We start from the raw sequence: 21,628 nt of genomic DNA, 5'->3' as shown, positions 1-21,628 counted from the left end.
TTTAGCCAACATCTATTCTACTTCAAGATTTAGACCTTAGATTAGACAACCACCAGACGGAAACCGAGATAAACAAAGATTGATATTAATTTCCTCCAATTATTTTTTCATCTTGAATCTATGAAAATAATACAACGTTATTGTCTGCTATTTTTAGATATTTTAAAATATCTGGGTTCTGGTTTCACGAATCCCCGGGTTAATCAACTGATGCGCCGAACCCTGCCAATATTTTTATTCATTCTGGTTGTGATTGGACTCTGGGGGTCGAGTCTAGTCCATGGGGAGAAATCATCTTTTGGTCGTCCAGTTCTCACCGAAACTGTTCCCACTTCCCAACAACAAATCATTCGCAGTATTAACGGAAATAATCCGATTACCACGATGGAAAAAAAATGGGAGTTGGACTATGAAACCTATTTTGGTCGAAATCTAACCGATAGTAAACTTCAGGCTTCTGATATTGCCAAAATTTTAACAGAAATTAGCCAAAAAACCCAAACTAAACACGCGGTTCTCTGGGTCGTTCCTGAACCTCAAGGATTAGTATTAGCCTTAATTACCCCCGGAAAAGAACCTTTAGGTTTAATTCAACCCAATGTGCAAACCGAAACCTTAAAAGCTGAAGCGATTAATTTATTTCAAGAAATAACCAATCCTCGAAATTTACAAAATCAGTCTTATTTGGCATCGGCTCAACGACTTTATGATCTGATTATTAGGCCCGTTGAAGCCCAATTAAAAGCAGAAAATATTCAGACAATTTTGTTCTGTTTGGGTAATGGATTAAGAACGCTTCCCCTAGCGGTTTTACATGATGGAGAACGTTTTTTAATTGAAAAATATGCCTTAACTCGAATTCCAGCTTTTAATTTGATGAATCTCAATTATGAAAGTGTAAAAGATGCTCTAGTTTTAGCTATGGGAGCCTCGGAATTTAAGAATCAAAATCCCTTACCTGCGGTTCCTTTTGAGTTATCTACAATTGTCAACTCCAACGGAATGAATGGGGTAATCTTTCCGATGGGAAATCAGGAAAATTCAGGACAGTGGCAAGGACAATCTTTTCTCAATCAAGGGTTTACTGTAGATAATTTAAGACGTTTATTATCCTTCAGTCCCTATAGAATTGTTCATCTGGCGACCCATGCGGAATTTAAACCTGGAACACCCGGAAATTCCTATATTCAATTTTGGAATGAGCAGCTAAAATTAGATCAAATGGGTCAGTTTAATTGGAAAAATCCTCAGATTGAATTATTAGTTTTAAGTGCTTGTAAAACCGCAGTTGGAGATGAGGGGGCGGAATTAGGATTTGCGGGATTAGCCTTTCAGTCGGGGGTAAAAACAGCTTTAGCGAGTTTATGGTATGTGAGTGACACGGGAACTTTAGCCTTAATGAGCGAGTTTTATCAACAGTTAAAAACCGCTTCTACTAAAGCCCAAGCCTTGCAACAAACTCAAATTCAAATGTTAAAAGGGAATATCCGTTTACAACGGGGAGAATTATTATCATCCCGGGGTGAACTGACCTTACCGCCTGAAATTGCCGCACAGGGAAACGACAATCTTTCCCATCCCTATTATTGGGCAGCATTTACATTAATTGGTAGTCCTTGGTAGAGTTGATAATTGAGTTCAGTTGAGATCCGGTCAAAAAAAGAGGTTCCATAAACACAGAAACCCCTCCAGCTTAATTTAGATTGTGAAACTACCTATTAATAAACAGCACCTTGAGATGCGGTAAGATCAATCGGTTTCATGAAGTACAGGCTAATTAATTGCCATCCGTTAGACAGATAATAGGGTAGTTTTTGGAAGAATTGCACGAATTTAGGACTACCAGAATTCGCGATCGCCGTCAACTGTTGGTTATTCTTCACGCAAACATCTAACCGGTTATAGAACTCAGGATTATTTACATCCAGCATCACAGGGAAAACACGACCTGCGGTTTGATTGGTTTTTTCAATGACGTGAATATCATAATCCCGGGCATTTAAACCTAAACAAGCGTAGAAGTCCGCCCGTTGTAAATCGTTTAAATACATTGTTGCAAATACAGATAATAAGAAGAAACGACACCAGAGTTTCGCCTTCCAATCATTCAGCATTTGGGGTTGAGATTGCATGATGGCATCAAAGAAATCGCCATGACGGTTTTCATCCTGACACCAATTTTCAAAGAAGCGGAAAATCGGGTAAATCCGGTTTTCAGGATTCGCTTCTAAATGCCGATAAATCGTGATATAGCGCCAATACCCAATTTTTTCTGACAAATAGGTGGCGTAAAAAATAAATTTCGGTTTAAAAAACGTATATTGATGGTTTTTGGTCAAAAATCCCAAATCTAAGGAGAGGTTAAAATCTGACATCGCTTTATTCAGAAAACCCGCATGACGAGCTTCATCGCGAGACATCAATTCAAAACACTCTGCCAAAACCGGGCTTTTTCCCTTGAGACGACGGCTGAGTTCTTTATAGAGCAGGAAACCTGAAAATTCGGCGGTGCACGAACGCTCTAAAAATTCAATAAACAAACCACGGGTATCTCCATCAATATGATCCCATGATTGGTCAAATTGTGCATCTCGGACAAAGTGATGGCGGTTGTAGTCTACACGAAACTCTTCCAAAATGGCTAAGAGTTCTTCCTCATTGACGGAGATGTCCATTTTCTCCATTTCCTCAAAATCCGTCGTATAGAAACGAGGAGTGAGAATGGTTTCTTTCGCTGGGCTTTTTACCCCAGGTCGGATTTCGTCAAAAGCGGGTTTTTTCAGGGAATCTACCATGTCTGTTGGATCTCTTTCTTATCGCGTTGTGTCTTAAAGTTAGGAGTTCACGGGACATTTCGCCCGTCACCCCGCTTGAGGTTAGGCTTAATTTTGAATTAGCTTAAAATTGCCATGCAATACAGTCTAGCAACCTCTATACCCAAAAAAGAGGTTATTTGCGTTAAGAATTGCAACAAAATCAGGAATTACTTGACAATTGACCGTGAGCGGTTCACCCAAGTTATATCCGATACCCGTATTTTTAATTCCTTCTGGCAATCGAGGCCTAACATCTGCTAAGTTGAATAGGGAATCCATCGTCACCCAATCGCTCAACTCCCATGGTTTCAATGATCCCCTGGATCTCAGAATTGTTTTGTCCTTCCTATAGGTAACGGATGCAAGCAACATTCATCCATCAATTTAGTAGTGGTTTTACCCTATTTCTCAGTTTGCTGGTAGAAGCGATCCCCTTTCTAATGTTAGGGGTTTTGCTTTCCAGTGTGCTGTTGTGGTTTGTCGATGAACGGAAACTTTTGTCTTATATTCCTTCTAATCCCCTGTTAGGGGCGTTTGCGGGTAGTTTGGTTGGGTTTCTGTTTCCGGTGTGTGAATGTGGGAACGTTCCGGTAGCCCGGCGCTTAATTTTGCAGGGAGTTCCCTCATCTGTGGCCATTGGGTTTTTATTTGCCGCCCCCACTATTAATCCGATTGTAATCTGGTCAACCTGGGTCGCCTTCCGAGATCAGCCAGAAATCGTGGTTTTACGGGTTTTATTTTCTTTAACCATTGCTACAACTTTAGGCTGTTTATTTGGTGTCCAGAAGGATTTAAGACCCCTAGTTCAACCCGTGATCGCCAGGGCTTTACCCATTGCTGATCTAACTGAACCCCCACCCTCGGATATATTGGTTTCTCCCTTACTCCAGTCGGGAACCTATTTTTTAGGGGAGTCGGCCCAACCCACTCGCCTAGAGTCCATTCCCGCCTGGAAAACTCAAAACCTGCTGAAAACCCGTAAAAAAGCATCTGTTGGTGTTAAACCTTCCCTTCCCCCTTGGAAAACAATATTTCTGACCCCGACTCCAGAGCGTTGGGGTTCAATGTTGGAAAATATGGTGCAGGAATTTCGAGAGTTAGGGGGAGTATTAGTCTTAGGAAGTTTTATCGCTGCTGTGATCCAAGTCGCAGTTCCCCGGGAATTTATTCTAAATTTAGGTCAAAGTCCCGTGACGTCGATTCTGGCGATGTTATTATTAGCGGGAGTTGTTTCCATTTGTTCCACCGTTGATTCCTTTTTTGCCCTGTCTTTTTCCTCCGCATTTACCAGTGGATCGCTGTTAGCCTTTTTGGTATTTGGGCCGATGATCGATATTAAAACCATTGGATTGATGCTATCGGTTTTTAAGGCTCGGGCAGTTTTTTATCTAGTGATTCTTGCCTTTCAGTTAACCTTTTTGTTTACCCTAATTGTCAACTTAAATTTTAGTTAATTTGACTTTGGAATCTGACCCACAATGATGCACCTGACTCAACGACTAACACGCTTCTACAATCGATTTTCACTCTTGTTAGAAAACCCTTGGTTAGATGTAGTTGCCCTGTTCATTTGGGGGATTTTATTATTAAAATATTGGATCACGGGCAAACTTTATATTCTTATCCATCCCAACTATTTTAGTTTGTCGATCATAGCGGGAATTACACTACTGGTTTTAGGAGGATTAAAGGCTAGACAAATTATTCAAGAAAGTTCCGTAGGTTCTTCGCCTTCAGTACAACATATTACCTTGTTTCCAAGGGGTATGGGGAGCTTATTATTAATCATTACTGCCTGTTTAGGATTATTAATTACCCCCCAAATGTTCGGGGCACAAACGGCATTAAAACGGGGTTTAACTGAGTCTTTACCCATAACTCGCGCTCAACCCCAGAAGTTTAGAACCGCAATTCAACCGGAAAATCGCTCTTTAATTGAATGGGTTAGATTACTCAATGTTAATCCTGAACCCGATGCTTATACAGGTCAAAAGGCAAAAATTACCGGGTTTGTGATCCATCCTCCAGATTTACCTAAAAATTATATTTGGTTAGGGAGATTTATTCTTACCTGTTGTGCAGCAGACGCTTATCCTGTGGGGATTCCAGTTTTACTTCCCGAAGGAAAATCACGAGAGTTATATCCTCAAGATACTTGGTTAGAAATTGAAGGTATAATGTTTACAGAAACCTTTAATAACGAACGGAAATTAACCTTAAAAGCCCAAACAGTTAAAGCTATTCTCCCCCCCAAAAATCCCTACGATTATTAAACCGTAGTAAGCCCTTTAGGGCTGATTATACTCAATCTTGACATCCACCCCGCCGTAAAACGGGCGGGGATTCCCAAACCTCACGATTTAGGTTTCTGCTTCTTAGCAGTTGCCTTCACAGATTTACTCTGTTCGGGTCTTACACTCGCTCCACAGACTAACACGGCAAGCCCTGCCGCCAAAATATTTTTACTCGCGTTGAGATCTCGGTCATGGATTACCTCACACTTAGGGCATTTCCATTCACGAATATTTAGTGGCAATTTATCCATTGTGTGACCACAGTTCCCGCAGCGTTTAGAACTAGGGAACCATTGGTCAATCTTAACTAGATTACGCCCATACCAAAGACACTTGTAATCTAATTGCCGAATCAACTCACTCCATCCGCTATCAGAAATAGCCAGTGCGAGCTTGTGGTTTTTGACCATATTCTTAACTGCTAACGACTCAACGGCAATCGTTTGATTTTCGCGTACCAAGTTAGTCGTCAGCTTATGCAAGAAATCTTTACGGGAATCTGCAATTTTAAGGTGAACTTTTGCTACCTTAATCCTCGCTTTTTCCCTATTCTTGGAACCTTTTTGTTTACGAGAAAGATTCTTTTGCGCCCGTTTCAATCCTTGAGTTCTCTCATGGAGAGCCTTGTTGTAAACCAACCTTACACAACCCAAAGTGCGTCGCAATAGCGACTCTTGCTCTGGACTTGGGTAAAATCGGTAACTAAAGGCTTTTTCCATACCTCACATTATAGTATATCTTTTTGTGAATGTGTTAAATTAAAAATATAAAGCCGTCGTAGAACGACGGGGTTTCTACCCAATTTTTCGATGAACAATACCATCTCAAAATTCAAACAATTAAAATGGGTTGAACCCTTAGATAAAGCCGCCTGGATTTTAATTACAGTTTTAACCGTATTAATCGGAATTGTTTTATTAACAGGCGATCGCACCACTCCCCAAGTCAAAGAATTTAGTTGGCAAAACAAACAAATTGGGGCAGAAGACATGGGATTATTGCTGACTTTCAATCGTCCTATGAATCGGGAAAGTGTAGAAAAAAACTTTCAAATTGATCCACCTTTACCTGGTAAAATTAGTTGGGCAGGACGACGCATGGCCTATACCTTATCGGAACCTGTACCCTATGGAACCCCCTTTAGTGTGCAGTTAAAAGGAGCTAGAGACCATTTATATGGCGATAAACTAGGAACATTAATTCAACCCTTTAATGGCTTTTTTAGAAGTCGCGATCGCGCCTTTGCTTATATTGGAGTTCAGGAAAATCAAGAAGGAAAATTAGTTTTAGTTAATCTAAGTGAAAAAGAACCTAAACCTATTATTTTAACTCCTGAAGATTTAGTTGTTTTAGATTTTAAAATCTATCCTAAAGGGGATAAAATTCTTTTTTCTGCTATTAATAAATCCGAACAAAAACAAGGATCGATTTCACCTGAATTATATACTGTTGCCACAGGAATTAATCCTCAATCCCCTGGAGAAGATCCTGAACCTGCTCAACCAGTCGGAAAAATTGAAAAGATTTTAGATGCTAAATATTATCGAAATTTAAAATTTGATTTATCCCCAGATGGTAAAATTATTGTAGTTCAAAGGGTTAGTCAAACTAATCCTAATGATGCCAGTCCCTGGTTTATTGAAAGCGGAAAATCTCCTAAACCCTTAAATATACAAGGAGGAGACTTCTTAATTGCTCCAGATAGTCAATCTCTGGTTATTGCTCAAGGGCCTGATTTAACAACAATTTTACCTCTAAAACCCGATGCTAAACCCTTAGAATTTTTACCAAAATTTGGTCGAGTTTTAGGATTTGCTAATGATGGTAGTGCGGCGGCGATGTTAAAATTTAATCCCGATGGAACCCGATCACTATTTATAGTTAATAACCAAGGACAAGAACAGGAACTCTACCGTACCCCGCCGTTTGGGAATATTGTTAGTGCCGAATTTGATCCCAGTAATAGCCTTTTATATTCTTTAATTACTGAAGTTTTGGATAATCCTGAAGTCTACAAAGAACAGCCTTATATTGTAGCAATTGATATCAAAACCAAGCAAGTTGTTCCCTTTGTGATTTTACCTAACCAACAAGAAATTAATATCAGTTTGTCTCCCGATGGATTAGCCTTACTTTTTGATCAAACCGTTATTGAAATAGGTGAATCTAATAATTCGAGTCAATCCACAAAAACCCAAGCAGGAGATACAATTAAAACCAGTCGCATCTGGATTTTACCATTAATGATAGATACGCCTACCGATGGTTCCAAACCTCAAGTTAAACCAGAAGAATTGCCCTTTTTTGGTTTCCATCCCCAATGGCTACCCTAAAATAGTAGTAAGCCCTTTAGGGCTAAGAAGTAGTAAGCCCTTTAGGGCTAAGAGAGTCCTAAAGGACTTACTACGAAATTAACTAATCAGTGTAAAAATATGAGAGTTAAGTTTAATATTGTCCGCCAAAATCCTAATACCTCAAGGGAGGTGCAAAGTTATCTCCTCGATGTCGAACCCGGAAATACTATTTTAGACTGTCTTAACCGAATTAAATGGGAACAGGACGGAACTTTAGCCTTTAGAAAAAACTGTCGCAATACCATCTGTGGTAGTTGTTCCATGGGAATTAATGGCCGTTCTGCGTTAGCCTGTAAGGAAAATATTGGCAGTGAAGTTGCCCGTTTACAAAAAATTGCCGAGGCGAACTCCAGTCAGACTCCTTCAAACGATATCCCAGAAATGACTATTGCTCCGATGGGGAATTTCCCCGTGATCAAAGACTTGGTGGTGGACATGAGCCGTTTTTGGGATAACTTGCAAACCGTTGAACCCTATATTAGTACCGCAGGTCGGGCTATTCCTGAACGGGAATTTCTGCAAACCCCAGAAGAACGATCCCAACTTGATCAAATGGGCAACTGTATCCTCTGTGGGGCTTGTTATTCCGAATGTAATGCCGTCGAAGTTAACCCCGATTTTGTCGGGCCCCACGCCTTAGCTAAAGCTCAACGGATGGTAGCCGACTCCAGGGATGCCAAAACTGAACAACGTTTAGAACAATATAGCGAAGGAACCAACGGGGTTTGGGGCTGTACCCGTTGCTTTAACTGTAACTCTGTTTGTCCGATGGAGGTCGCCCCCCTAGATCAGATTACTAAAATTAAACATGAAATTCTCGAACGCAAAGATGCCAGCGCCAGTCGTCCCATCCGCCACCGGAAGGTTTTAGTGGAATTGGTAAAACAGGGAGGTTGGGTAGATGAACGCAAATTTGCTGTAATGGTAGTGGGGAATTATTTCCGCGATCTCAAGGGGTTACTCAGCTTAGGGCCCGTGGGAATGCGGGTGATCATGCGGGGTAAATTTCCCTTGACCTTTGAACCCTCTGAAGGCACAGAAACCGTGCGATCGCTCATTCAATCTATTCAAGACTTAGAAAAACAACCATGACTTCTTCCACACCTTCTACTCCAGCCCAACCCAACCCCCAACCCGAACCCGCCATGGGTTGGACTCTCTACGCCGAACAAATTAACGGCCGTTTTGCCATGTTGGGATTTGTTCTATTAATTGTATTAGAATTTTTTACCCATCAAGATTTATTCACTTGGTTGGGTTTACGTTAGGTTTTCCAACTAGATGAAAGTGCGAGCGTCCTCGCTCGCTCAGGGTTTCCCTCGGCTGTTAACGAATTTTCAATACCTTAACAGTATCCCCCGCATTAATTTGAGATTGACCAATCGGTAAAACTGCTAAACCCGTTGTTTGTGCCAAATTAATTAAATTACCAGAAATTTGACTTCCGGGGGCTAATTGAAACTCATATTCCCCATCAATTAAACATAATTGACCCCATACATAAATTTCCCGTTTTCCTCCTCCTTTTAACTCTTGACGCGATCGCGCCTTCACAAATTCTGGCCCCCAAAACTGAGATAATAACCCCGATTGTTTTTTAATTGCAGGTTGGACAAACCGCCAAAATGTTACTAAAGCAGAAACAGGATTTCCGGGTAAACCAAAATATAAACAATTCGGGAATTTGGCTACTGTTAAAGGTTTTCCCGGTTTAATCGCCACCGATTGGATATGAATAGTTCCCCCTAATTCCGTTAAAATTTCCTCAACATAATCATAATCCCCAACAGAAACCCCCCCGGTTGAGATCACAATATCGGCTGTTTCTATCGCTTCAGAAATGGCTTTTTTTAACACATCCGGTCGATCAGGAATTATCCCTAATTCGATCACTTCCGCCCCTAAATTCCTAACTGCCGTGAATAACGCATACTGATTAGAGTCTACTAATTGTCCTCGTTTTAAAGGGGTATCAGCCGTGACTAATTCATCCCCCGTTGATAATAACGCCACCCGCAACCGTCGATAAACCGGAACCTGGGTACATTGTGCCGCTGCTAACACCGCAATCTCCGCAGCATCCAAAGGAATGCCAGGAGTAAGCAGGGGTTCTCCTGCTTTGTAATACGAGCCCTGATGTCGAATAAAAGCCTGGGGTTTGGTGGGAGACGATAAAATTTTAACCTGATTTCCCTCCCGTTTTGTATCTTCCTGAATTACAATAGTATCCGCACCATTTGGAATACAAGAACCTGTAAAAATTCGGGCAGCTTGTCCCATTTTAATTGTAGATTTAGGAGTAGATCCAGCCGGGATTTCTTCAATAATTTCTAATAGTTTAGGATGGTCTATGGAAGCATCCGCAACATCTTGATATCGGACTGCATATCCATCCATTGCCGAATTATCCCAATGGGGAAAATCCAATGAACTTACAACGGATTTCGCCAAGATTCGACCAGAAACTTGAGTTATTGCCACCTTTTCTTGATCAATTTCAGCATCCAAAGGTTGGACTAAACTTAATATTATTGATTCTGCTTGTTCTACAGGTAACATGATTATTTTTCTAGGATTGACTATAGATGATCTTTACTGTGGTAAAGTTGAATTATACTTAATATCAAATCTCCCTAAACCTCCACACCGGATTTTAGAACCGGTTTTGAGATCAAAAGGTCAACTTTTTCTCTTTTGTCTGGCTTTCTGTGATCTGTATCACAAAAAAGGCGGGAATTGATCATCATTCTTCCCCAATAAGCGTCACTGAAACTGATTAAAATTTTTGTCACAATTAGAACAGGATCAAATATTAAACAATAATCAAAACTATTTCTGAGTTTTAAGACTAAAATTTATTAACCCCTCGCCTTACTGGGATATAACCATGATAAAACCAAACCGGACTAAAAGCATCATCCCCGATCCCGAGGAGTGGATCAAAGAGCATTATGTATTGGCGAGTTTTGCCAATACTCTCAGTACCCTAAAACAACTTTTGGGGGATGAAGAAACCCAGGTTGATCATAAAATTTCCTATACCCACGAAGGAGAATTAATTCTGGGAGTGGCAACCCGAAACCTGTTAAAAGAAAGCTATGGTGATGACCATTGGCAATATGTCGAAAATTACCTATCAGTCTGCGAATATTAAAGATTAGTGGATAAAATCTGATCCTTTGCCCTTGTCAACATAATAAGGGCAGATTGGTAATTGTGGTTATTATCAGTAATATTATTTTATCAAATCTTAGTTATTTTACCAGTTTTTGGACTAAACTTTTACTCAATAGGGGTAACTGCTGTAATGTGGTCATATTAATTAAGTTGGACGGGAAAAACCCGCCCCTACAGTATAAAATCTAGGCAGTTTGGGGTTCTAGGATTTGATTTTCCTGACGTAAATAGGCTTGAATGAACGCATCTAAATCTCCATCCATGACATCCTGAATTGCCGTTGTTTCTTCATTGGTGCGTAAATCCTTTACCATTTGATAGGGATGAAATACATAGTTTCTAATTTGATTTCCCCAAGCTGCTTCGACTAAATCCCCGCGAATTTCTGCAACCGCTATTGCCCGTTGTTCTTGGGCAATAATTAATAATTTTGCCTTCAACAATGCTAGGGCTTTTTCTTTATTTTGCAACTGAGAACGTTCTTGAGTACAACGCACGGCGAGTCCCGTGGGTAGGTGAACAATACGCACGGCTGTTTCAACTTTGTTAACGTTTTGACCGCCTTTTCCTCCCGACCGAGTGGTGGTAATTTCTAGGTCTTTATCAGGAATATCCAACTGAATAGAATTATCCAAAATTGGCATAATTTCCACCCCAGCAAAACTGGTTTGTCGCTTATCATTGGCATTAAAAGGTGAAATTCTAACTAAACGATGGGTTCCTTTTTCTCCTTTCAAATACCCATAAGCATAACGACCATCAATTTCCAAAGAAACCGATTTAATTCCCGCTTCATCCCCTTCAGAAATTTCGGTTAAATGTACTTTATATCCCTGAGCTTCTCCCCAACGAGTATACATCCGTAACAGCATTTCTGCCCAGTCTTGAGCATCAGTTCCACCCGCTCCGGCATTAATGGTTAAAATAGCACCATGTTGATCATAAATCCCAGATAGAAGTTGTTGCAATTCCCATTGATCAAATTCTCGATTTAGTCGCAAAACCGTAGCTGTTGCTTCTTCTAAAAGGGAGTCATCGGTTTCTATCTCCAATAATTCCAAGATAGCCTTTGTATCTTCAATCGCTTGCCGCCAGTGTTCCTGCTGCTGCACAATTGATTTAAGATCATTCAACTGTTGAAGGGTTTGTTGTGCGGTTTTTTGCTCATCCCAAAAGTCGGGTTGGGCACAAACTTGCTCTAAATCTTGAATTTTGGCTTGAAGTGCAGGAAGGTCAAAGATAGTCCTGGGTTTTACCCAGGTGCTCAGACAACAGTTCGATTTCTCGTTTAATTTCTAAAACATCCATTGCGATCGCTAACCGTTTTTATATACTAAAAGGTACACTTTTAATTTTAGCGGAAATTAGGAAACAGTCAACAGTTAACATCGAAACTATGTCACGTCAAATTTTTACTGGAGACAGTCCTTTGCGCCAAATGCGTCCTGTTGATCGTTGGGTTGATTTATTATGGTTTTTGGGTTTATTGGTAGCGGCGCTGACCCTCTATGGACTGAATCTAGGTGGAGTCCCCCTGCGAGATTGGGATGAGGGGTTAGCGGCTCAAGTGGCGCGGGAAATTGGCCGAGGACAACAAACTTGGCTTCATCCAACTTTGCATGGAATTCCCTATTTGAATAAGCCTCCTTTAGTGCATTGGTTAATCGCTTTTGCCTATCAAATTGGGGGCGTTAATGAATGGATGGCGCGGCTTCCTTCTGCACTATTAACAGCCATTTCGGTTCCTATTTTATATGGTATTGGTTTGGAACTATTTCGCCATCGTACTTCGGCTCTATTTTCAGCTTTAGTTTATTTAACTTTAATGCCTGTTATCCGTCAAGGACGGTTAGCAATGTTAGATGGAACAGTGATATTTTTATGGTTAGTTTTAGTTTGGTGTGTGTTGCGTTCTCGACGGGATTTAAGGTTTGCTTTAGGGTCGGGAATTGCCTTTGGTTTATTATGTTTAACTAAGGGAATTTTTTTAGGATTATTATTAGGTGCGATCGCCTTTTTCTTCCTATTTTGGGATACGCCTCGCTTGTTAACCAGTCCCTATCTGTGGTTGGGTTTAGGGTTTGGTTTAGTACCCGTGGGTTTTTGGTATGGGGCACAATGGATTTATTATGGACAGGGATTTATTCAGGGAAATTTAGTCGATCAATCTTTACAACGAGTTTGGCAACCTGTTGAAAACCATTCCGGGCCGATTTGGTATTATTTGTTAGAAGTTTTTAAATATGGCTGGCCATGGCTATTATTTTTGCCCCAGGGATTAAGATTAGCTTGGCAAAATCGGAATTTAAGTTGGGCTAAATTAATTATAGTTTGGACAGGGATTTATTTTAGTGCAATTTCATTGATGACCACCAAATTACCCTGGTATATTTTACCGATTTATCCGGTTTTAGCCTTGGCGGTCGGGCGATATTTGGCGGAAGTTTGGAAGGAAGGAGATCGGGATATTGGGTTATGGAAATTGGGGAAAGTGGGGCGAGGCAAATATGAACATTTTGTTAAACCAACGCCCGATCAACTCTTACCATTTTTTATTCTATTAGCGATCATTTCAGCCATTGGATATTGTTATTTTGGCGGGATGCTTTCTTGGGTTGATCGTAATTTTATCGCTCAAAGAGATTTACAATTTACCTTGGGCGCTTTGATGTTAACAATGTCCTTTGTATCGGTTTTAATTAGCCAAAAAGATCGACAATTTTTGATAGTTTTATTTTGGGGAACCTATGTATCTTTATTGTTATTTTTTACTTCCAATTATTGGGTTTGGGAATTAAATGAAGATTTTGCTGTTAAACCCGTGGCGACTATGATTAGGGAAGGAACACCCCCCGGAGAAGAAATTTATATGGGTCATCCTTTTGGGCGTCCGTCGTTGAATTTTTATAGCGATCGCCATATCCATGCTGTTGATGATGCTACCCTCAAAGATAAATGGCAAACCATGGAAAAACCCTATTTATTATTGAAAGAAAATACCCTGAAAAAATTAAATTTAAACAAAGTTAAAAAAATTGATCAAACTTCCGATTGGATTTTAATAACTCATAAGTAGTTGCACAAAATAAATTACCTAGTTGTGAGAGGGAACACCGGAACAGCCCCCCCAAACCCCCCGTGCACGGGGGGCTAGGGGGGGAGGGAACAGGGTAGAGGATGTGTAATTAATTTTGTTTAGGTACTTACCAATTCTATAGCGCTACGCACTGGGGAACACCGGAAAATCCCCCCAAACCCCCCGTAAACGCAGGGCTAGGGGGGGAGGAAAAAGTAAGTAGTGAATGAGTTTGTTGGATTTAGAAGTGTCCTAACTGTAATGCGTAGCGCTATAGGGTTAAAGATATTCTTCCTACAATATATCTAACTGAATATTATCTCCCAAAATAAACAATAGCGCGAGATAAACCCGAACTTTGCAAGTAAGTTTCCCATTGTTTAGCTAACTGTTGATTGGCAAAAGGGCCAACTGCAACAAACGGATTAGCAGTCGCCTGTTGCATCTGAATACTTTGGGAAGGAATACCCAAAGCTACCACATTTTCAGCCAAAGAAACCAGTTGGTTTCTTTGGCTAGGAATTAAGATAAAATAGCTATCGGTATTCCCTAATCCTAAACCAGAACCCGGAAAGGCGGGCAAAGTATTCGGGGGGATATTGGGAATACTAGCTAAAAATGCTTGTAATTGTGCGGTACTATTAATAATAGTCGAAGAAATCCCCGCGAAGGATAACTTTTGACGAAGTTGGTCAGCATTAGATTGATTCACAAAACTGCCCGCTTGAATAATTAATTGTCCTTGATAGGTTGATGTTCGAGCATTGGGAGAAATTTGGCGGACTGCACTTAAAGAATTTGTAGTCGGACTGACGTAAACTTGATATAATCCTAAGTCTGTTGTAATCGGAAGTTGACCCGTAGGAATCGAACTTTTAATCACTTTAATATCCGTTTGGTCAGGGGGAATCACCATGGGATTAACCTGGACTGGACTATTGAAATCTTCTCCAGATTTTAAGTTAATAATTTCTCCTTGAACTCCCTGTCTTCTTAAATTTTCAATCAGTTTTTGAGCTTCACTTTGATTAAAATAAATACCCAGATCAATAATGTTACGATTATCATATCGTTGCATCATGGCTCCGGGCTGAATTTGCTGCACGACTTCTAGGAGAAAAGGACTTTCGCCATTGACATAAACCCCATAGCGTTCTTGAGCTAAAACAGGGGAAACTATGGCTCCATATCCCCCCAATAGCATCAGACTAGAAAATAGAGGTATTTTCCAGATCAATTTTGTCAGGCGATTTGTTTTTTTCTGTATTACAATAGGATGGAATGACATTTTGGTGTTCTCCCGTTTTGAGTGGGTTCGTTTGATATTGGTAAGTGAGTCAGTTCAGATTAATCAAAACTGGTAGAACAGTCAAGATTAAAGTTAGGTTAGTTGATCAAGATTAGCAAGTTATTCTAATGGAATTATGAGCAAAGTTGTTGTAGGTCTTTCAGGTGGAGTCGATAGTTCCGCCGCCGCCGCCCTGCTACACCACCAAGGTTATGAGGTGGTGGGCTTAACCCTTTGGTTGATGAAGGGAAAAGGACAATGCTGTTCTGAAGGGATGGTAGATGCAGCCTACATTTGTGAACAATTAGGTGTTCCTCATCATATTGTGGATAGTCGAGATTTATTTCAAACCCATATTATAGACTATTTGGTGGATGGATACCGGGAGGGAATTACCCCCTTACCCTGTTCTCAATGTAATCGGACGGTGAAATTTGGCCCGATGTTAAATTATGCCCGGGAACAGTTAGGAATTGATCGAATTGCCACGGGTCATTATGCTAGAATTAATTACGATGAAAAGAGCGATCGCTATCAATTAAAACGAGCCCTAGACCGCAATAAAGATCAGTCTTATTTCTTATATGATTTAACCCAAGATTTACTCGCTGGAACCCTATTTCCTCTCGGAGAAATATTAAAAACCGAAACCCGGAAAATTGCCAATCAATATGAGTTAAAAACCGCCGACAAACCTGAAAGTCAAGATTTATGTTTAGTAGAAGCGAATGGCTCCATGCAGGCTTTTTTAGATAAATATATTACGGGAAAAAAAGGCGATATTATTGATACCAAGGGTCAAGTTTTAGGACAACATGAAGGCATTCATCATTATACCATTGGACAACGCAAAGGCTTAGGAATTTCGGCTCCCAATCCCCTATATGTTGTTGGGATTGATGCGGGTCGGAATCAAGTGATTGTGGGGGACAAAGAAAGTGCGGTACAAACTGAATGTGCGATTAAACGAGTAAATTGGGTGGGGATAGGGACACCTAACACCCCCATTCGTGCCCAAGTCCAAATTCGCTATCGGTCGGAACCCCAGCCCGTTACCGTGATTCCGATTCATCCCCCAGATGGAGCAGAAATTGATCCCAAAATCGGTTCCTGCGTTAAACTCATTTTTGATGAACCCATCTTTGGGATTACTCCGGGTCAAGCAGCAGTTTGGTATGACGGAGATTTAGTTTTAGGCGGAGGAATTATTGATATTCAAAAATAAGTTTTAATTGAACGATGACAAATTGGGGTTTATTTGTGTTAAAAAATGCAGTAACAGGGAATAGGGGATAGGCAATGGGCAATAGGAAGAAATAGGGATTACCCAAAACCCAAAACCCAAAACCCAAAACCCATTACCCATTACCCATTACCCATGCCGATCTCACCCCCTGACCTTGAAGGAAAAATAGAGGAACTGTGACCCAAACTTTAACCCCATCTAATGCCATTCGTAATGTCCATCGCACAGTTCTCGATAACGGAATTGTGTTGCTAGTCACCCAAAATCCTGCCGCTGATATTGTTGCAACTCGTTTATTTTTACGCACAGGAAGCCGATGGGAACCCCAAGAAAAAGCAGGATTATCCCATCTATTAGCGGCGGTATTAACCAAAGGAACAGACCAGCTTTCTTCCCTGGAAATTGCCGAACAAGTTGAATCAGTAGGGGCTAAATTAAGTGCAGACACCTCAACGGATTACTTTTTACTCAGTCTAAAAACCGTTGCTTCCGATTTTCAAGAAATCTTAAGTCTAACGGGTCAGTTATTACGATTTCCCTCCTTTCCCGAAGAAGAAATCGAACTAGAACGTCGCATCACCCTCCAAGGAATTCGCTCACAACGGGAACAACCTTTCTCCGTCGCCTTTGAACAACTGCGACAACAGATGTATCAACATCATCCCTACGCCCTCTCCATCCTAGGAACCGAAGCCAGCGTTGCCCAAATCAGCCGCACTGACCTACAAGAATTCCATCAAACCTATTTTCGTCCTGATAATTTAATTATTTCCATCGCCGGATGCGTGACCCTAGAACAAGCCCTAGAACAAATACAACAGGTATTTGGTGACTGGAGGGCCCCTTCTACTCCCTTACCTACCCTATCCCTACCCACCTTAACTTCCTATCCCCAAAACACCATTACTCCCCAAGAAACCCAACAATCCGTTGTCATGTTGGGCTATTTAACCAGTTCTGTCAATCATGAGGACTATTCAGCCTTAAAAGTCTTAAATACCTATCTGGGAAATGGGTTATCCAGTCGGTTATTTGTGGAATTGCGGGAAAAACGGGGTTTAGCTTACGATGTATCGGCTTTTTTCCCCACCCGTCTCGACCAGTCTCAATTTGTTGTCTATATGGGTACGGCGCCGGAAAATACCGAAATTGCTATTGAAGGGTTACGCACCGAAGTAGAACGCCTGGTCAATATTCCCCTAACTCCCGATGAGTTACAAGTGTCTAAAAATAAACTGTTGGGTCAATATGCTCTAGGAAAACAAACTAACTCCCAACTGGCGCAAATTTATGGCTGGTATGAGTGTTTGGGGTTGGGGATTGAATTTGATACGGAATTTCAGAATAATATTGCGGCGGTGACTTCCTCAGAAACCCTGGACGTCGCTAACCACTATTTTATTGAACCCTATCTTTCCGTTGTTGGCCCGGAAGCTTTCGTTAGTTCCTTTTCTACTTCCCAGTCTTAGGGGTTGATTCTGGCTTTGAACCCATGGGGAAATAGTGTGAGATCCTCCTGCTAACTCAGAACCGATGGAGCTACGATGTATATATAGCAGTCTTGTTGTCAAGATTTTGAAAGAAAAGTCTGAATCTTGTCGGGTTTGACATTCTTGTTGATGTCTTAACTTCCTTGACTACTATATTAAACTTGAAGCAAAGTTGCATGGAAAACATGAGTAGTTCAGCTTGCCAAAAGCGGCAATTACTCATATTTTCCATGCAATTTAATATTAAGGGAATGAATAAATTAAAATATTGTAACAATAAATAATCGGCAACTATCATATCATCTATTAAGAGGGAAAAATGTATAAAACAAAAAGATGATCTTAAATAATGATTATGTTCAAACCAACCCAGAATTGATTCATACCCAGGATGGAATTCAACCTCATGGTCTGTTGTTAACCTTAGAAGAAACCGACCTGAAGATTTTACAGGTTAGTCAAAATGCCATGAAACTCTATGGTATTTCCACTACTGCTTTGATCAATCGACCTTTAAGCGATTTTTTAGACAAACAGCAACTTTTTCAAATTCAAGAATGTTTAATTACTAATAACTTTAACTATTATAATCCAATTCGGCTAATTTTTCATATTAAGAATAAAAAAATTATTTGTGATGGTATTTTACACCGACACCAGGGCATAGTTATCTTAGAACTGGAGCCAACTCAAGATCAAAATGTCACCTTTATCAATTTTTATCATTTAGTCAGAGGCTCAATTTGTAAAATTCAAAGTGCTAATAATTTCAAAGATTTAAGTCAATTTCTGGCGGAGGAAATCCGAAAAATAATTCAGTTTGATCGGGTGATGATCTATCAATTCGATCAAGATAATAATGGGGTTGTGATTGCCGAAGATAAGCGACAAGATTTAGAAAGTTTTTCAGGATTACATTATCCCGATACTGACATTCCCGAATTTGCCAGGGAACTATTTAAGCAAAATTGGTTGCGATTATTAGTAGATATTGATTCTCAACCCATTGATATTATTCCTTCGCTTCATCCCCTCACCCAAAAACCCCTAGATTTAAGTTTTTCGGTATTGCGGTCAGCATCTCCGTGCCATTTACAATATCTCAGAAATATGGGGGTAAAAGCCACCCTATCTATTTCCTTAATTAAAAAAGATAGACTTTGGGGTTTAATTGCCTGCCACAATTATTCACCCCGTTATGTATCCTACACCATCCGCAAAGCCTGCGAATTTTTAGGACAAGTTATGGCGGTAGAATTACCCTATAAAGAAATTAGTGAAGATTATGAATATTACCGTGAAATTCTTAAATTAGTTCGGAAAAATTTACTCAACGCACCTGCTTTAGAAACCTCTTTTATTCAAACCTTAGCTCAAGACCAAACAAATTTACTCAATCTTGTTAAAGCTCAAGGAGCAGTAATCCGGTTTGGAGAAGATTTAATTTTAGTCGGTCAAACCCCGCCTTTAACCGAAGTTAAAAAACTAATAGAATGGTTATCTCGATATTGTCATCAAGAGATATTTTATACCGATTGTTTACCTAAACTTTATCCCCAAGCCGAATCTTATAAGAATATCATTAGTGGAGTCCTGGCGATTTCCTTGTCTCCGAATCAAAGCGAATATCATTTAATTTGGTTTAGACCGGAAGTGATTCAAACCGTTGATTGGGCGGGAAATCCCCAGGATGGGATAGAAATTGAACCGCAAAAAGAGATTAAATTAACCCCCGGCGGTCTTTTGAACTTTGGAAAGAAATCGTGCAGTTAAAATCCCTACCTTGGAAACTCGTTGAAATTGAAACCGCCCAAGAATTAAGAAATTCCCTGATGTTAGCCGCCTTAGAATCGAGCGAAAATCAGTTAAGACAAAGCCGAGAATTAGCCCAAGTCACCTTACAATCTATTGGGGATGCAGTGATTACTACTAACAGTCGTGGAGAAATTGAATCCCTGAATCCCGTTGCTGAAGAATTAACAGGTTGGTCATTAATTGAAGCCAAGGGTTTACCATTAAATGACATCTTCAAAATTTTTGATAGCCAAACTCATAATTTTGGTGAAAATCCAGTTAAAAAAGTTTTAGAAGAAGGGTGTATTTTTGATTTTTCCGATAATGTAATTTTAAAGGGAAAAGACGGAAAAGAACGAGCTATTGATAATTCTGCCGCCCCCATTAGAAGTCGAGAGGGTGAAATTATTGGAGCCGTTTTAGTGTTTAGAGATGTCACCCAAGAAAGAGAACTTACCCGGCGATTATCATGGCAAGCCTGCCACGATGCTTTAACCGGATTAATTAATCGCAGTGAATTTGAAAAACGGGTGACAGAAACCTTAAAAATGTTGCGGGAATCTTCGGGTCATCATGCAATTTGTTATTTAGATTTAGATCAATTCAAAATTGTTAATGATACCTGTGGGCATTTAGCCGGGGATGAATTACTCAGACAATTGAGTTGTTTATTGCAAAATCAAGTCACGGAAAGGGATACCCTAGCCCGTTTAGGGGGAGACGAGTTTGGCTTATTATTAAATAACTATTCTTTAGACGAAGCCCATAAAAAAGCTGTTTATCTATGTAATTTAGTTAAAGATTTTCGCTTTACCTGGAAAGAAAGGGTTTTTTCCATTGGAGTTAGTATTGGATTGGTCGGATTTGATGATCAAATCTGCGATTTAGCCACGATTTTAAGTGCGGCGGATGCGGCTTGTTATGTGGCTAAAAATCAAGGTCGTAATCGGGTTCACCTGTATCAAGTCGATGACCAGGATTTGATTCAACAACGTCGAGAAATTCGCTGGGCGGCTCAAATTCCCCAAGCCTTAGAAGAAGACCGTTTTTGTTTATATTATCAACCGATTGTTGAGACTAATTCCACCTCAAAATCTCCTAAACACGGGGAAATTCTATTGCGGTTAAGAGATACATCGGGTCAATTAGTACCACCCATGGCATTTATTCCCGCCGCCGAACGATATGATTTAATGAAAAGTATTGACCGTTGGGTGATTCGCACGGTTTTTAGCCATTTAGAAAAACATCATCAGAGTTTAAATTTAACCCTAAATTCCTCGAAAAATCAAGACTTTTATGCGATTAATTTATCGGGTGCAAGCCTGAATGACAATCAATTTATTGAGTTTCTTTATCAACAGTTTGAATTGTATAAAATTCCTCCCCAAATTATTTGTTTTGAAATTACAGAAACCGTAGCCATTGCCAACCTAAAAAAAGCCGTGTACCTAATTCAATCTTTTAAGAGGTTAGGCTGTTCCTTTGCCCTGGATGATTTCGGCAGTGGAATGTCTTCTTTTTCCTATTTAAAAACCCTTCCGATTGATTACTTAAAAATTGATGGCGGTTTTGTTAAAGAAATTCTAACTGACCCGATTGCCCTGGAAATTGTTGAATCTATTCATCGGATTGGTCACGTTATGCAAATTAAAACCATTGCCGAATTTGTTGAAAATGATACTATTTTTACAGAAATTAAAAATATTGGGATTGATTATGTTCAGGGATATGGCATTGGCAAACCCCAGCCTTTTATTTTGCCCGTGATTAAAAATTCTGAGGAAATGGATCGCAATCCAGATTAAAAATTGTTGGGTATTGAAACAATATGCCCATAGAAAGCCAGGATCTCAGATCTCAAAATCTATAATAACGACAGAAGATGGTTACTCCCCAATTTTGGAGAGTAAAACAGTCCTGTTTAACGGGGGGAGTCCAAGTGGCACTAACAGATTTATTTCTCAAAGGTGGAAGCAGGGGAACCCGTCCCTGAGCCATGGGTATCATCCCGATGTCCAATAAATTTTTGCTGGATTTCGTTGTGCGTTCAGTTTATTTCTCAGATCTGCCTAACCTCAAAACAGCCCAAA

General features: G+C 40.1%; 15 protein-coding genes and 2 pseudogenes. 12 read left to right on the top strand and 5 right to left on the bottom strand.

What is annotated here, in order from left to right; all coding sequences use genetic code 11:
* Nucleotides 1-120 precede the first annotated feature (120 nt).
* A complete protein-coding gene (locus tag AC559H_RS00085; protein WP_237745633.1) occupies nucleotides 121-1,623 on the top strand; it encodes a CHAT domain-containing protein in 1,503 nt (500 codons plus the stop codon).
* Nucleotides 1,624-1,718: 95 nt separating this feature from the next.
* Here the strand turns inward: AC559H_RS00085 and acsF are convergent, their stop codons facing one another.
* Nucleotides 1,719-2,795, bottom strand: coding sequence for a magnesium-protoporphyrin IX monomethyl ester (oxidative) cyclase (gene acsF, locus AC559H_RS00080; RefSeq protein WP_026786282.1), 1,077 nt, complete (start codon nucleotides 2,793-2,795; stop codon nucleotides 1,719-1,721).
* A gap of 380 nt (nucleotides 2,796-3,175) precedes the next feature.
* Here acsF and AC559H_RS00075 point away from each other — a divergent pair, with 380 nt between their 5' ends.
* Both AC559H_RS00075 and AC559H_RS00070 read left to right on the top strand, forming a co-directional pair.
* A complete protein-coding gene (locus tag AC559H_RS00075; RefSeq protein WP_026786280.1) occupies nucleotides 3,176-4,270 on the top strand; it encodes a permease in 1,095 nt (364 codons plus the stop codon).
* Between the two features lie 27 nt (nucleotides 4,271-4,297).
* Nucleotides 4,298-5,089 (top strand): TIGR03943 family putative permease subunit, encoded by a 792-nt coding sequence (locus tag AC559H_RS00070; protein ID WP_148292071.1) that lies wholly within the window; start codon nucleotides 4,298-4,300, stop codon nucleotides 5,087-5,089.
* An 80-nt stretch (nucleotides 5,090-5,169) separates the two neighbouring features.
* Here the strand turns inward: AC559H_RS00070 and AC559H_RS00065 are convergent.
* Nucleotides 5,170-5,799: pseudogene (locus AC559H_RS00065) on the bottom strand (RNA-guided endonuclease TnpB family protein); the annotation flags it as partial.
* A 120-nt stretch (nucleotides 5,800-5,919) separates the two neighbouring features.
* Here AC559H_RS00065 and AC559H_RS00060 point away from each other — a divergent pair.
* The 3 genes from AC559H_RS00060 to AC559H_RS00050 all read left to right on the top strand — a co-directional run bounded on the left by AC559H_RS00060 (nucleotide 5,920) and on the right by AC559H_RS00050 (nucleotide 8,732).
* Nucleotides 5,920-7,443 (top strand): hypothetical protein, encoded by a 1,524-nt coding sequence (locus tag AC559H_RS00060; protein ID WP_026793335.1) that lies wholly within the window; start codon nucleotides 5,920-5,922, stop codon nucleotides 7,441-7,443.
* Between the two features lie 99 nt (nucleotides 7,444-7,542).
* Nucleotides 7,543-8,556, top strand: coding sequence for a succinate dehydrogenase/fumarate reductase iron-sulfur subunit (locus tag AC559H_RS00055; protein ID WP_026793334.1), 1,014 nt, complete (start codon nucleotides 7,543-7,545; stop codon nucleotides 8,554-8,556).
* Nucleotides 8,553-8,732, top strand: coding sequence for a CAB/ELIP/HLIP family chlorophyll-binding protein (locus tag AC559H_RS00050; RefSeq protein ID WP_026786275.1), 180 nt, complete (start codon nucleotides 8,553-8,555; stop codon nucleotides 8,730-8,732). The genes AC559H_RS00055 and AC559H_RS00050 overlap by 4 nt, the downstream gene beginning before the upstream one ends.
* A gap of 58 nt (nucleotides 8,733-8,790) precedes the next feature.
* Here the strand turns inward: AC559H_RS00050 and AC559H_RS00045 are convergent, their stop codons facing one another.
* Nucleotides 8,791-10,023 carry a molybdopterin molybdotransferase MoeA gene (locus AC559H_RS00045; RefSeq protein ID WP_026786274.1) on the bottom strand — a complete coding sequence of 411 codons (1,233 nt, stop codon included), beginning with the start codon at nucleotides 10,021-10,023 and terminating at the stop codon, nucleotides 8,791-8,793.
* A gap of 328 nt (nucleotides 10,024-10,351) precedes the next feature.
* Here AC559H_RS00045 and AC559H_RS00040 point away from each other — a divergent pair, with 328 nt between their 5' ends.
* Nucleotides 10,352-10,618 carry a hypothetical protein gene (locus AC559H_RS00040; RefSeq protein WP_051319842.1) on the top strand — a complete coding sequence of 89 codons (267 nt, stop codon included), beginning with the start codon at nucleotides 10,352-10,354 and terminating at the stop codon, nucleotides 10,616-10,618.
* A 208-nt stretch (nucleotides 10,619-10,826) separates the two neighbouring features.
* On the opposite strand, the gene prfB is transcribed toward AC559H_RS00040, so the two are convergent.
* Nucleotides 10,827-11,949, bottom strand: a protein-coding gene (gene prfB, locus AC559H_RS00035; RefSeq protein WP_144018148.1) for a peptide chain release factor 2 whose coding sequence is annotated in 2 segments (ribosomal slippage) — nucleotides 10,827-11,876 and nucleotides 11,878-11,949 — 1,122 coding nt in all. Because the reading frame shifts where the segments join, the coding sequence is not laid out codon by codon here.
* An 88-nt stretch (nucleotides 11,950-12,037) separates the two neighbouring features.
* On the opposite strand from prfB, the gene AC559H_RS00030 reads away from it, so the two are divergent.
* On the top strand, nucleotides 12,038-13,717 hold the full coding sequence (locus AC559H_RS00030) for an ArnT family glycosyltransferase (protein WP_027249628.1): 1,680 nt from the start codon (nucleotides 12,038-12,040) through the stop codon (nucleotides 13,715-13,717).
* Between the two features lie 316 nt (nucleotides 13,718-14,033).
* Here AC559H_RS00030 and AC559H_RS00025 read toward each other — a convergent pair whose 3' ends face one another.
* On the bottom strand, nucleotides 14,034-15,005 hold the full coding sequence (locus tag AC559H_RS00025) for an SPOR domain-containing protein (RefSeq protein WP_052349299.1): 972 nt from the start codon (nucleotides 15,003-15,005) through the stop codon (nucleotides 14,034-14,036).
* A 136-nt stretch (nucleotides 15,006-15,141) separates the two neighbouring features.
* Between AC559H_RS00025 and mnmA the strand changes: the two genes are divergently transcribed.
* From mnmA to AC559H_RS00005, 4 genes and pseudogenes are all read left to right on the top strand, one after another.
* A complete protein-coding gene (gene mnmA / locus AC559H_RS00020) occupies nucleotides 15,142-16,230 on the top strand; it encodes a tRNA 2-thiouridine(34) synthase MnmA (RefSeq protein ID WP_026793330.1) in 1,089 nt (362 codons plus the stop codon).
* Nucleotides 16,231-16,427: 197 nt separating this feature from the next.
* The gene (locus AC559H_RS00015; RefSeq protein WP_026786269.1) at nucleotides 16,428-17,720 is read left to right on the top strand and encodes a M16 family metallopeptidase; all 1,293 of its coding nucleotides are present in this window, start codon (nucleotides 16,428-16,430) and stop codon (nucleotides 17,718-17,720) included.
* 357 nt (nucleotides 17,721-18,077) lie between these two features.
* Nucleotides 18,078-19,534, top strand: a pseudogene (locus AC559H_RS00010) (GAF domain-containing protein); the annotation flags it as partial.
* A 39-nt stretch (nucleotides 19,535-19,573) separates the two neighbouring features.
* Nucleotides 19,574-21,343, top strand: coding sequence for an EAL domain-containing protein (locus AC559H_RS00005; protein WP_367184629.1), 1,770 nt, complete (start codon nucleotides 19,574-19,576; stop codon nucleotides 21,341-21,343).
* The last annotated feature ends 285 nt before the right edge of the window (nucleotides 21,344-21,628 follow it).

Source organism: Planktothrix prolifica NIVA-CYA 540 (genome assembly GCF_963864145.1).
Taxonomy (GTDB): Bacteria; Cyanobacteriota; Cyanobacteriia; order Cyanobacteriales; family Microcoleaceae; genus Planktothrix; species Planktothrix agardhii.
Note: the sequence above shows the minus strand (reverse complement) of the source record. Positions and strands in the feature narration are given on the sequence as shown.